The sequence below is a fragment of the Sphingobacterium chungjuense genome (assembly GCF_011316935.1).
Lineage (GTDB): Bacteria > Bacteroidota > Bacteroidia > Sphingobacteriales > Sphingobacteriaceae > Sphingobacterium > Sphingobacterium chungjuense.
On sequence record NZ_WLYS01000001.1, the window covers coordinates 529846 to 542974 of the forward strand.

Below are 13129 nucleotides of genomic sequence, written 5' to 3' on the forward strand. Positions count from 1 at the left end.
TAGGCTTATTTGACGATGGTGTTGCCCAGGTATTCGCCTAGCATCATTTCCATATCTTTGTACTTCTTGTATTTGGCCATCAATATTTCCAGATCAACCGCCGATTGAGGTGATTTTAACTCTTCGCGAATCTTCTGCAGCTCGCGCTCTACTTTCCGTTTTTTCAAGCGGTATACGGTTTCAGTTACCAAACTTTTCAGGTGATCCAATTCGGTTGTGACATAAATCTTGCGCTTGTCATCATTCCAATTTGGACTCAGCTCATACCGTGTAGCGATGAGTGTAACGGCAAGATCAGAAACTCCAGGTTGCTGATCGGAGATAAAGTGTTTGGCTTCGGGTATATCAAAGGTGGCCATCTTGTTTTTGAAAACATCGAAGATGTATGCACTGGCGGGGTCTTCGAAACTGATATCGTCAAAGTTATTGATGAGATACGGCGCAATAGGCATATTCTCCACTTCTGGATCCCAAGTAACGAGTTCGTTGCCGTAGTTTAATAATATACGGATCAATTCTCGTTCTTGCAATATTTCGGGCGACAGCTTGGGGCTTTGCGGTGCGGTTGCTGGTTGCGGTATTGCAGCACCTTCATCCGAACCCATCATTGCGGCAAAGAATTCGGCCGGAGGCTGATCGCCAGCGCTAGCAGCCGCTTTTTTCTCCTTGGCTGCCGATTTATTGATACGCATTTTGTTCAATTCCGACAGGAGAATCCGCTCCTCCATATCCAACAAAGTGCTACATTGGCGGATATAGAGCGATACCTTGATTTCGTCGGGAATTAACGAAATACTTTCCACAACATCACGAATCACTTCGGCTCTCTTGACGGGATCATTCCCAGAATCCTTGAGGAGAATATTGGTTTTGAAAAACACAAAATCCTCCGGATGCTTGTCGATATATTCCTTGAAATGTGCCGAACCAAACTTTTGTACATAAGAATCGGGGTCGTGCCCATCAGGGAAGAGCAAGACTTTGACATTCAATCCTTCTTCGAGCAGCATATCAGTACCGCGCAAAGACGCTTTGATACCTGCTGCATCACCATCATAGAGAATGGTTACGTTTTTGGTATATCTAGAGATCAAGCGAATTTGTCCGCTGGTGAGTGAGGTACCAGAGGAAGATACCACATTTTCCACGCCTGCTTGATGCATGGAAATCACGTCGGCATACCCTTCTACGAGGTAACAAATATCGGTATCCGAAATCGCTTTCTTGGCCAAATTTAGGCCGTAGAGCACATCGGATTTGTGGTAAATCTCACTTTCAGGTGAGTTGACATACTTGGGAACGCTCTTCTCGGTTTTGAGCGTTCGCCCACCAAATCCGATAGCACGTCCTGTCACGTTGAATATCGGAAAGATTACCCGACCGCGAAAGCGATCGTACAAACTTTGATCTTCACGCTGAATGGCGAGACCAATTTCCTTGATGTATTCTTTCTGAAATCCGGCATTTTCAGCCGCTGTGACCAATGCTTCCCATTTATCCGGCGAATAGCCTAGTGCAAACTTTCGGATGATATCTTCTCGGTAACCGCGCTCTTTGAAATAAGATAATCCGATGGAGCGGCCTTCTTCCGAATCCCAGAGTTGATCTACGAAATACTGACCTGCCCATTTGCTGAGCACAAATAAGCTCTCGCGCTTATCTTGCTTGGCCATCTGCTCGGGCGATCGTTCGACTTCCTCAACTTGAATGTGATACTTGTTGGCTAAGTAACGGATCGCCTCTGGATACGAGAATTTTTCGATCTCCATCACGAACTTGAGCGAATCGCCACCAGCGCCACATCCGAAGCACTTGTAAATGCCTTTGGCTACTGAAACATTGAATGAAGGTGTCTTTTCATCGTGAAAAGGACAATTCCCGATGAGCGAAGTTCCCCGTTTTTTTAGGGGCACAAAGTCGCCCACGACTTCGTCTATACGTGCCGTATCCAGGACTTTGTCAACTACCTCCTGCTTGATCATACCCGAATGTACTAAGGATAACTAAAAAGAAAAAATTAATGTTTTTGCGTCGTCTTGTTTTGCGTGTTTGGAACATCCAAATCCATAAATTTAGAATTCTGCGATGTAAACTCTGGCACCAGCGCTTTGACCCGACTCACTAAATCCATTTGATCCTTTTCTGGATCTGCGTCGCATACAAAGACACATAGATTGTTGATCTTTAATATACTTGTTTGCGCATCTTGGGTATTCACCAAAGCAATCATAATTTTCTTATGATGCGTTTGCAAGGTATTTTCGTCACTGGCTAGTAATTCCTCATAAATCTTCTCGCCAGGGCGTAAGCCAGTGTATTTGATTTGAATATCTTCTGGATAACGGTATCCTTTGAGACGAATCATGCGCTTGGCCAAATCGGTAATCCGCACGGGTTTGCCCATATCAAAAACGAATACTTCACCACCTTTGCCCATGATTGCCGCTTCTTGCACCAATTGGCAAGCTTCGGGAATGGTCATGAAATAACGCGTAATATCATGATGCGTAACCGTCAGCGGTCCGCCATTTTTCAACTGTTTTTCGAATAGCGGAATGACCGAGCCATTGGATCCTAACACGTTACCAAACCGGGTCACGATATAGTTGGTGGCGCTTAATCCATTCAAGGCGGAGACATAGATTTCGGCAATTCGTTTGGTAGCGCCCATCACATTGGTTGGGTTTACTGCTTTGTCGGTAGAAATCATCACAAACTTATCTACGCCATAAGCACTAGCTAGATCAGCGACGATCTTGGTGCCGTACACGTTGGTGCGTACGGATTCGTAAGGATTATGTTCCATCAGTGGCACGTGCTTGTAGGCTGCCGCATGAAACACCACCTCAGGTTTATATTTCTGGAAAACACTTTCCATGAACTGCTTATCGCGCACATTGCCGACGATAAATGCGCTATCTGATGAGATAAGATGTTTCAATTCTTGTTGCAAATCATACAGGGGCGATTCGGCCTGGTCCAAAACGATCAATTTAGCTTCGGTATTCATGGCAATTTGTCGTACCAATTCGCTTCCAATCGATCCAGCACCTCCAGTAACCAATACTATGCGACCCGATAAAGCTTCTGCAACGATCGGATTATCTAATTGGATTGCAGCTCTTCCCAGCAGGTCAGCAATCTGCAATGGACGCAATTGATTCACCGCGATTTGACCATGCAGCATTTTCGCGGAGGAAGGCAATATTTTAATTTTCACTGCACAGGCTTCGATGACTTGCGTGATGTGATTTAAGCGTTCTTGATTATTATCATCCAACGCGATGATGACTTCATCTACATTCATAAACTGTAGCGAACTCTCATTGAGCTGATTGATGCCCAAAATTTTATATCCGTGAATCATCTTACCAATCCGCGACGGATTATCATCGGCGAAGGCCACCACTTTGTATTTCTGCTTGATATCGCCTCGCAAAATGTTAAGCGTGATCGTACCCATATTTCCTGCTCCGAAGATCAACACGCGTGTCAGCTTGCGACCATGCAGAAAAAGGGATTCGTAAATCGTACGATAAAATACGCGTGCAGCTACGAGCGCTACGGTCGTCAAAAAAGCATGCATAAAGCTTACTGCATAGGATAAGCGCAGAAATTGACCGAACAGCTCTTCTCTAGAAAAAGTATTTCGAGCCACGATAGAAATCAACATCAATATACCTAACGCGCTAAAGGTGGCAATCATGATCCGAGCAGCATCCTGAATACCGGCCTGTCGGACAATGCCACGATACGTGCGATAAAAAATGAAGGAAATCGTATATACTAGTGTTACGGTAAATGATTTTTGAAACATCAGCTCAAAATCAAACCGTCCTTTGGAACTATTGATGACGTAGCTCGAAAAGTAATAGCAAAAAAGCACAATCGTCATATCGATGAGTAAAATCACCCAACGAGGATTGTCTTTCCGAAATCTTCTAGCAATGGATTGAATGGCCATGTGTAATATTAAGAATGCTTTAGCGATTTATATTCGCTAAAAAGAGTTCTTCCACATCATGCTTTCGACAGGTCGTACTGTTTTGGTGTTGTACTTCGCATTTCCTTTGGTGTTGTACAAGGTTTCGATATCGCCCTCTACATCAAAGTAAATTAATTGTCCGATAGGCATACCAGCATAAACGCGAACTGGCTGTGCCACGGAAATTTCTAACGTCCAGGTATTGCAAAAGCCGACATCACCTTTACCCGCAGTGGCGTGGATATCGATTCCTAATCGTCCAGTGCTCGATTTTCCTTCTAAAAAAGGAACATGCTTGTGCGTTTCGGTATATTCTAACGTGACCCCCAAATACAAGGTATCAGGTTGTAAGACAAAACCATCTTCCGAAATTTCGAAATGATCTATCTCATTGTGCTTCTTTGCATCCAAAACGCGATCGCGATAGGTGGCCAGGTATTTGCCCAAGTGTACATCGTAAGAATTGGTACCAAGGCAGGTACGATCAAAAGGTTCAATGACTATTGAGCCTTCTTCAATCTCTGCCAGTATTTGCTTATCAGATAAGATCATATTTTCTCTTTTTAAACCCGACATGAGGAAAATAGCCGGGCATCAAAAATACATCATTGAATGATATTCGGCAAATTTCACTTTTGTTGCTTATTTTTGAATATGGGATTAGTCTATCTACGGGAGCTCGACGCAGACTCTAAATTTGCGATTTGGAAAATCGAAGAAACAGCCGATGAGTTATTATCGTTTCTGCAATTGAGTGATGTGGAGTCACATACGCTAAAAACCCTCAATAAAGGAAAGCGCACGCTGCACTGGTTGGCTACTCGAGTATTGCTACGGCAATTATTGCAAACGGAAGAATATATTCAATGCGTACCTGATAATAATGGCAAACCTTACCTTCCAGACTACCCTTTGCAAATCTCCCTAACACATTCTTTTGACTACGCCGGCGCGATGTTGAGCAAAAAAGGTGCTTGCGGTATCGATCTAGAGTTGGTAAAAGACAAGATTGAACGGATCAGAGAGAAGTTTCTGAGACCGGAAGAGTTGGCTTTTATTCCCGCCACTTTGAATCGTATCGAACAGCTATATGCCTGTTGGTGTGCCAAAGAGGCAGTGTATAAGCTGCAAGGAAACAAAGGAACTTCTTTCTACCACAATATGACGATCTTACCATTTGAATACACGCCTCAAGGCGTGATGCAAGTTCGATTGGACGCGCATAATACATCGCAAGTTTTTGATGTGTACTACGAACGCTTCAACGACTACATGCTAGGCTATGTAGTAGGATCGTAACATCCTGAAATAAAATATTTCGTATCTTTGTGCCGCTATGTCTGTAAAAATTGGAGATCATATAGATTTGGGCGCGTTCCCGCTATTACTTGCACCTATGGAAGATGTGAGTGATCCGCCATTTCGCTTCGTGTGTAAGCAAAATGGGGTGGATATGATGTATACCGAGTTCATCTCATCAGAAGGATTGATTCGCGATGCGGCCAAGTCGCGTCAAAAATTAGACATATTTGAGTACGAACGCCCGATTGGGATTCAGATCTTCGGCTCTGAAATCGACCACATGCGCATGGCATCAGAGATCAGCTCTCAAGCTGGCCCAGATCTCATTGATATCAACTATGGTTGCCCTGTGAAGAATGTTGCTTGTCGTGGCGCAGGCGCAAGCTTGTTGCAGGATATCGACAAGATGGTTGCGATGACTAAAGCCGTTGTTGAAGGCACGAACTTACCGGTGACGGTCAAAACGCGCTTAGGCTGGGATGATAACACCAAAAATGTATACGAAGTAGCCGAACGGTTGCAAGACGTGGGCATCAAAGCGCTTTCTATTCACGGTCGCACACGTGCGCAAATGTATAAAGGACAGGCGGACTGGACGATGATCCGGGATGTGAAGAAAAATCCTCGTGTAAAAATTCCAATTTTCGGAAACGGTGATGTGGATTCGGTGGAGAAAGCGGCAGCGTGGCGCCAAGAATACGAAGTGGACGGCATCATGATTGGTCGTGCTGCGATTGGCTACCCATGGATCTTTAGAGAGATCAAACATTTTTTTGAAACTGGCGAACACTTGGATGGCCCAACTATCAAAGAGCGTGTGGATGTGTGTAAAACGCATCTGACAAAATCTATCGAGTGGAAAGGCGATAAAACGGGTATTTTTGAAATGCGCAGACATTATGCCAACTACTTCAAAGGTATTCCGAACTTCAAAGAATATAGAATGCGTCTGGTGAGCCTTCCTACGCTAGCCGAAATCTTGGAAGTGTTAGCAGAAATCGAGCATCAGTTTGACCCGGAACTTATCTATTCCTAAAATCTGTTCCCGAAGTCTATCTTATTATCCAATTGGCTTAAATCGATCGGCAATATATTGCTCTAAACGGTGATTGACCTCGCTCCAATAGGTGAGTAATTCTTCGGCCTCCGTCATTTTATCTTCCTGATTAAGCAATGCTTTTTCCAGTGGTTTCACCGGTCGAATTTCTTTGACTTTAATCTGTGCGAAACGCGAACTGAGCTTGTGCACCAGTTCACCCAGCGCCACCGCATTTCGCTCACGCAAGTAGCGCATGCCGTCTTGCAACATAGTACTATTTCCTTGCTGCAACTCCTCCAACACCTCTTCTAGCATCGTATCATCTCCCATCGTAAACGCTTCCAGATCTTCGAGGTAAAACATTGGCTGTGCCGAACTATTAGACACAGGGCTAATTTCTTGCGAACCAGAGGTATCCCATGACACATCTAATATTTCGGTGATCGACTTTAATAATTTGATCTTTAAGATTGGTTTGGAAATGTAAGCATCATACGCTTCTAGCTCACTCTTCTCCTCATCATTCAGCAAGACATTTGCAGTCGATGCAATTACCTTCTTTGGTCGCATACCATCCGCCGTCAAAGCAGCGAGTAGCTCGTGCCCCGTCATTTCCGGCATTTTCACATCGGTAATGACCAAATCGTATTGCGCAGCGTGTGCTTTCAAATGTTGGTACGCCTTCAATGGCTCGTTTATGGAAGAAACCTGCGCTCCATATTCGCTCAAGATCATTTCATACAACTTGGTAATGAGCGGATCATCATCCACACAATAAATCTTTTTGCCTTTGAGTAATGATTTTGATAAGCCGGCGATTTCGTCGCTAGAAACTGGCGCATCGGCCTTTTTCAACGGCAGGAAAAGATGGAATGTAGAACCCTCGCCCACTTTACTCGTGACCGAAATAGTTCCCTGCAATTGCTGTACTACTTTTTTAACCAACCCCAAACCCAATCCAATACCTTTCGACTTATTCTTGTAGGTACCGATTTGCTGATATTCTTCAAAAATGCGATTGATATTGGATTCTTGAATCCCAATGCCCGAATCGGCCACATCGATACTCACTTCGTAAATGCCATCCGTCTCCACCACGCCAGCGCTCAATTTCACAAAACCTTTATAGCTGAATTTGATCGCATTGTGAATCAAGTTATAGATGATTTGCTGAATACGATACGCATCGGACGACACATAAAATGGATCCTCTGGCAGCGTATATTGTGCTTCTAACTTGGCATCTGCGATCATATTGACCGTATTGTCTTTAATCTGTTGTAGTAGCTCGGTCAGGTCAAATACATTATCCGATATCTCAATGATGCCTGATTCAATCTTGGCACTATCCAAGATTTCATTGGCCACATTAAGCAGATGCAGCGAAGATGACTTGATGGAACGTGCTTTGGTATCCGACGCATCGAGCAATTCGGCATAGCCAATGATCGATGTAAGTGGCGTACGCAGCTCGTGGCTCATGGTCGTCAAGAATTGTTGCTTCGCAATGACTTCTCGCTTGGCCTTCTCTTCATTATTCAATATCTGTTCCTGATATTCTTTGTTCTTATTGATATCTCGACCTACCAAGAAGACCAGCAAGAAGCTCAACACGGCAAAAGATACGATAACGACAATAATGGTATGCTGGAAGTTTTTAGAGAATGCGGCGGTACGGCGTGCCTGCTCCATCGTCTGATTATTCTCCTGAAAGCGCAAATCATTTAATATCTGCTCCAAATCCATGGTAATACGGGCGCTTTTCTGATAGAGCTTGATCTCATTCTGCTTAATGCGATCCATGAGTTCCAACTCGTCGGTGTAGTAATTCGTGAATGCATCTTTGATCACTTCGGTCACCCGATCTTCGGTAGAGGGCACATCCACGCGCTCAACCACGACAGTATCCGTGACGGTATGCACCACGGTATCAGAAATCGTTTTGTAGGTTTGCTGCAATACTTTGGGCTCTGGCTTTGGTGGCTTCGCCTTAGAAAACAATCGCTGAAAGAAGCCTCGCTTTTTGTTGTCGGAACTCTCCTTCTGGAAAAACATACTGTCCGGAATATTGCGACTGCGTATCTCTAGCGAGATACGATCCACGATATTGAGCGAATCGCTCGAGCTAAAGGTATCGAGCTTCGCTAATAGATCCTCTTCTAAGTTATCCAGTACTTCTAATTGCTTTTCGCTGCGCATGGATTTAAGCACGCGAAATTCATTCTTGATTTGCTCCAATACACCCGGGATGGAGTCCAGATCCTGAATATCCGCCGAATCCAATTCACTAGAATACAGTGATCGCAGTTGGCGAATATTATCTCCGATAGAATCGATCAGTAGCACATGTTGATTGTCAAAATCTTCTGCTGGATGGAGACTTTGGCTATAAAACACATCGTTGAGACGATGTAAATCGGCTGTAATTTTCCGGAAAAGTTCCCATTTCTTATTCGGATTAGACAATTGCGCAACGCGATCCGTGAGTTCAAACAGGTTATTGATCGAATAAAATCCGATGCCGCCGATGCAGAGCGCCGACAACATAAGGATGAAGAATATCTTGCTTTTTAATGAATTCACGAGCGAGCAATTTATGCAGCTATATGTTAATCGCATAGCACTGGTAGCGCCATACGATCAACATGAAATGGGGTTACTTCTATTTCAGGAGCGCTAGTAGCTCTGAAGGATTGAAAGGTTTATTGAGGAAAGTAGTGACGCCCAGAGACTGTGCTTCTTCGCGCAGTTGCTCATCGAGCATGCGGCTCATTACAATCACTTTGCTCACCGACGTATTTTCTTTAATCCAACGTACCAAATCGACACCATTGGTATCCGGCAAGCGGTAATCCACCAGTGCCACATCAAATTCCGTTCGTTGTAGTTGCTCCTTCGCAGAAGCTCCATCTGTTGCTTGCGATGCTTGATGTCCGTTTTTGTTTAAGTAGTTGCTCACTAGCTTACAAAACATCAAATCATCTTCTATAACTAATATATTATTCATAACTTTTCTTGCTTAGTCAAACATTCTTTTAGCTTGCTGATCTATCGTATACACGGCCATACAGCTTTGCACAAAACCTTCGATCAACTCATCCAGTCCTAAACCTAATATACCGAAATTTTTAATATCGAACAAGATCAGGCGCACGTCGTCATATGACCAGCCATCTGTATTTTTCACCGATAGATTAGTACCATACACTTCCCAAGAGTCCAATCCTTCTGGCAAGGGCTGATTAAGTGGATACTTAGACTTACGAGAATAAATGGCTAATGGCCGCATTCCCTTGTCTGTTGCATGCACCATCATCCGCGCGTCGAAAGCAAAGCTTCGATTCTTCGTGTCGGGCAAGGTACCTATATGGTAAAAGGCATTTTCGAACTTTTCGTTTGCATTGCTGAAAATTAATTCCTGAATCAGGTATTTATCATCCGGATTGGCCGATAGCGCTTGGTACGCTTTATCAAACTCCGCCTGCGAAGTCACGGTGTACACACCCTGTCCTGCATTGCTATCTGGCACCTTGATCACCATGCTTCCTTCTAATTGATCATAGTAGGAAGCTAATTCACCCAATGACACATCTAAGAAAGTTTTGGGCACGTAGATCTCCAATCCATCTTTCTTAAATTCTTGGTTGAAGTCAGCATACGCTTTGTACGCAGCACTTTTGTTTCGGCCTCCGGCCAAACAAGCTTCAATCGGGTTTAACAACAAAGTTTTGGATTTCTCCGGAATGCGATCCCAAGGATGCTGCGTGACATAACGAAATGCCGCTCTGATCGGCACCCAATTACATTGCTCGTCTTCGATGTGTAGCTTGCCATTTTCAAACTTGACGGATTCCGTGTCGCTCGACTTGTATTCTGCCAAGTAAACTGGCTCACCAAAAACATCGGCAATCGCCGAAGCATAGCCCACGTTTTCCATCGGATTTTTATCGTAGATCAGCGCGAGCGCACCCGTCTCTTCATGTGCGTCTACCATCGGCTTGAACGTATCGTTCATCAATTTGTAATAGCCGCCACTTTCTGGATCAAACTCCGGCAGTGGCATGGATTTTTGCCCAGATGGACACGAATTGGTCTCGATAACCACGAGCTTTTTCTGCCCTTTGCTATTTACTACGTGCATCAAGTCGGTACCCGCCCATTTAAAATATTTTGGCGTGTAGTTAATTACCTTCTCTAATGCTTCGCTCTGTACATGTGGATTCAAACGCACATAGCGTTCTACGAGCTGATGATTGTTTAGATTTAAAAAATAAGACACCAATGGGTGTAGATTGGAGTTCAATGCGCGTGGATACCAGTGATCCGCCGGCTCAAAATCGCCCGGCTCTACCAAATGAACACCTTTAGAAATGGACAGTTTCATATATTAAATTTTGTCTTTTTTATGGTCTTACGCCCTATCCGGATCTCTCTGCTTGTACCTTAATGAACACAGCGGATAGCGCTTTTTTAACTATTATTTTTCATGGTAACCTATCTTGCCTATCTTTTGTTGACAGATCAGGCAAAAATCATATTAATTTACACCGACACATCTGCCAGATACGATAGAATATATGCTTTGTTTTTAATCAACATATAGATTCCACTGAGCACCATGCTCGATACGACGATCATACGAAACATGTATTCGGAAATGCGACCTAGCAGCTTGCGGCCAAAGTAAACACCAACCATGGAGGCTGCGCCAACAATCAAACCGTACTTCACGATTTCACCATTAATAAGCCCTAAGGCAGCATAGCTGATGATTTTAGTAACGTGTAATAATATCGCGTTGGCCGAACGGGTTCCTAGCAGCGCCTCTTTGGACATGCCGTACTTGAGGTATGCCGAATTCATCAACGGACCTACACCGCCAATCAGTCCCGACAGAAAGGACACCACTAAGCCCATGGGTGCAAAATGCCAGGCTTTAATCGATTTTTTTTGCTCAACTTCCGTTTTCTCTGGCGCTTTGAATTGTACGACAGTGGAAACCAGAAACAGTCCGATGATAACTTGCAACAGATCTGTAGGCACTTCGGCCAACAAACGTGCACCTATTACCGAGCCGATAACCGTAGAAGGAAAAAGCCATTTGAACAAATGCCAGTCAATATCTTTCCAGAAGAAAAATGTTTTAGAAACGCTACTGCAGGCAATTCCAATAGTCATGATCGGCGCTACACCTTGCACACCAATGAATGCCGCAATAATCGGCATGACTAGCAAACTAGCTCCTCCTCCGCTGAGGACACTTAAGATAAAAGTTATGATAACCCCAATGATGAGGAATATTAAATACATATAAACGGGTTTGATGCTGCCACGATGCTGACATAAGAATCAAAAATGATGCCTTTTAGGCAAAATAGGATGTCCTAGAATAGCCAACTAACCATTTTCGCTGCGTTAAACACGTATTTACAGTAAAACGTTAACGTTTCTTAACTTTATGAGAAAATTACGAAAATAGGAATATGGGGCTAGGCAGGCAATTCGTAATTTACCCCATCCAATGCATCCTGCAGCTGTTGAGAATCCAATTGCTTTTCCCAGCGCGCCACCACCACTGTGGCCACGGCATTGCCCACCAAATTAGTAAGCGCGCGGCATTCGGACATAAATTTATCCACGCCTAATATTAAAGTCATACCTGCAACAGGAACTTCAGGCACGACGGCGAGCGTAGCCGCCAAGGTAATAAATCCAGCTCCGGATACTCCAGCCGCGCCTTTGGAGCTCAGCATCGCGACCAATAACAAAATAATTTGCTGATCTAATCCTAGCTCGATATCGCATGCTTGCGCAATAAACAAGGCGGCTAAGGTCATGTAGATATTGGTGCCATCCAGATTGAAAGAGTAACCTGTCGGCACAACAAGTCCGACCACCGGTTTGGCGCATCCGGCCTTTTCCATTTTTTGCATCAAGCTTGGCAAAGCCGATTCGGAGGAACTGGTGGCTAACACCAATAACAATTCATCTTTCAAATACCGCAACAGTTTAAAAATGTTAAAACCATTGTATCGCGCCACTGCACCCAAAACCACAGCGATAAAAAAGAAAGCCGTCAAATAAAAAGTAAGCACCAAAAATAAGAGATTGGACATGGTACTCAAGCCGTATTTGCCGACGGTAAAAGCCATCGCGCCGAAGGCGCCAACAGGAGCTAATTTCATCAACATACTCACCACCTTAAAGATGGGATGCGAGAGTGCCTGCAAGAAATCATATACGGGCTTACTCTTATCGATCGTGGTAGCGATACCGATTCCAAAAATGATTGCCGTAAACAGCACTTGTAAGATATTCGTACCAGTAAGTGGGCTCACCAAGGTTTGGGGAATGATATTCATGACGAACTTGACCAAGGAAGATTCCTTCGCACCAGCGACGTATTCCGAAACGCTATCCACATCCAAACTTTCAGGATCGATGTGTAAGCCGCTGCCCGGCCGAACGAGGTTGCTCACGATGAGTCCGATGACCAGCGCAAGTGTAGAAAATGTAAGGAAATAAATAAAGGATTTCCCCGCAACACGACCGACCTTCTTCATATCATTCATGGAGGCGATGCCCAAGGTAACCGTGATGAAGATTACCGGCGCTATAATCATCTTAATAAGCTGAATAAAGCCATCACCCAATGGCTTTAATGACTCACCTATATTGGGATAAAAATGACCCAGAAACACTCCTGCTGCTATGGCAAATAGCACTTGCACATAGAGCAACTCGTAAAGTCTTGGCTTACGCTTGGGCGCGTCCACACGTATGGATTGCGGCTCGATTGGCAT

10 protein-coding genes are annotated in these 13129 nt (G+C 44.2%); 2 read left to right on the top strand and 8 right to left on the bottom strand.

Translation table 11 applies throughout. The annotated features are described in order from the left end of the window. Positions 1-5: 5 nt before the first annotated feature. The 3 genes from dnaG to dcd are packed head-to-tail and all read right to left on the bottom strand — an operon-like array spanning position 6 to position 4537. Complete coding sequence (dnaG, locus tag GKO22_RS02460; RefSeq protein WP_166332505.1) at positions 6-1982, bottom strand: DNA primase; 1977 nt, start codon at positions 1980-1982, stop codon at positions 6-8. Positions 1983-2017: 35 nt separating this feature from the next. Continuing rightward, a complete protein-coding gene (locus GKO22_RS02465; RefSeq protein WP_166332506.1) occupies positions 2018-3964 on the bottom strand; it encodes a polysaccharide biosynthesis protein in 1947 nt (648 codons plus the stop codon). A 36-nt stretch (positions 3965-4000) separates the two neighbouring features. Continuing rightward, complete coding sequence (gene dcd, locus GKO22_RS02470) at positions 4001-4537, bottom strand: dCTP deaminase (RefSeq protein ID WP_166332507.1); 537 nt, start codon at positions 4535-4537, stop codon at positions 4001-4003. A 102-nt stretch (positions 4538-4639) separates the two neighbouring features. Between dcd and GKO22_RS02475 the strand changes: the two genes are divergently transcribed. Then, complete coding sequence (locus tag GKO22_RS02475) at positions 4640-5284, top strand: 4'-phosphopantetheinyl transferase family protein (protein ID WP_166332508.1); 645 nt, start codon at positions 4640-4642, stop codon at positions 5282-5284. 37 nt (positions 5285-5321) lie between these two features. Then, the gene (gene dusB, locus GKO22_RS02480) at positions 5322-6323 is read left to right on the top strand and encodes a tRNA dihydrouridine synthase DusB (protein WP_166332509.1); all 1002 of its coding nucleotides are present in this window, start codon (positions 5322-5324) and stop codon (positions 6321-6323) included. A gap of 24 nt (positions 6324-6347) precedes the next feature. On the opposite strand, the gene GKO22_RS16620 is transcribed toward dusB, so the two are convergent. From GKO22_RS16620 to GKO22_RS02505, 5 genes are all read right to left on the bottom strand, one after another. After that, entirely contained in the window at positions 6348-8909 is a 2562-nt protein-coding gene (locus tag GKO22_RS16620) for a hybrid sensor histidine kinase/response regulator (protein ID WP_166332510.1), read from the bottom strand. Positions 8910-8988: 79 nt separating this feature from the next. Further along, a complete protein-coding gene (locus GKO22_RS02490) occupies positions 8989-9333 on the bottom strand; it encodes a response regulator (RefSeq protein WP_166332511.1) in 345 nt (114 codons plus the stop codon). Between the two features lie 12 nt (positions 9334-9345). Further along, complete coding sequence (locus tag GKO22_RS02495) at positions 9346-10710, bottom strand: ATP-grasp domain-containing protein (RefSeq protein WP_166332512.1); 1365 nt, start codon at positions 10708-10710, stop codon at positions 9346-9348. 158 nt (positions 10711-10868) lie between these two features. After that, positions 10869-11636, bottom strand: coding sequence for a sulfite exporter TauE/SafE family protein (locus GKO22_RS02500; protein ID WP_166332513.1), 768 nt, complete (start codon positions 11634-11636; stop codon positions 10869-10871). A gap of 179 nt (positions 11637-11815) precedes the next feature. After that, the gene (locus GKO22_RS02505) at positions 11816-13129 is read right to left on the bottom strand and encodes a dicarboxylate/amino acid:cation symporter (RefSeq protein WP_166332514.1); all 1314 of its coding nucleotides are present in this window, start codon (positions 13127-13129) and stop codon (positions 11816-11818) included.

What these genes read in the sequence shown, in the direction of transcription:
- GKO22_RS02475 (WP_166332508.1), top strand. Translation starts at nt 4,640, where the DNA reads ATGGGATTAGTCTATCTACGGGAGCTCGACGCAGACTCTAAATTTGCG.
- GKO22_RS02490 (WP_166332511.1), bottom strand. Translation starts at nt 9,333, where the DNA reads ATGAATAATATATTAGTTATAGAAGATGATTTGATGTTTTGTAAGCTA.
- GKO22_RS02465 (WP_166332506.1), bottom strand. Translation starts at nt 3,964, where the DNA reads ATGGCCATTCAATCCATTGCTAGAAGATTTCGGAAAGACAATCCTCGT.
- GKO22_RS02495 (WP_166332512.1), bottom strand. Translation starts at nt 10,710, where the DNA reads ATGAAACTGTCCATTTCTAAAGGTGTTCATTTGGTAGAGCCGGGCGAT.
- GKO22_RS02500 (WP_166332513.1), bottom strand. Translation starts at nt 11,636, where the DNA reads ATGTATTTAATATTCCTCATCATTGGGGTTATCATAACTTTTATCTTA.
- dcd (WP_166332507.1), bottom strand. Translation starts at nt 4,537, where the DNA reads ATGATCTTATCTGATAAGCAAATACTGGCAGAGATTGAAGAAGGCTCA.
- dusB (WP_166332509.1), top strand. Translation starts at nt 5,322, where the DNA reads ATGTCTGTAAAAATTGGAGATCATATAGATTTGGGCGCGTTCCCGCTA.
- GKO22_RS02505 (WP_166332514.1), bottom strand. Translation starts at nt 13,129, where the DNA reads ATGCCAATCGAGCCGCAATCCATACGTGTGGACGCGCCCAAGCGTAAG.
- dnaG (WP_166332505.1), bottom strand. Translation starts at nt 1,982, where the DNA reads ATGATCAAGCAGGAGGTAGTTGACAAAGTCCTGGATACGGCACGTATA.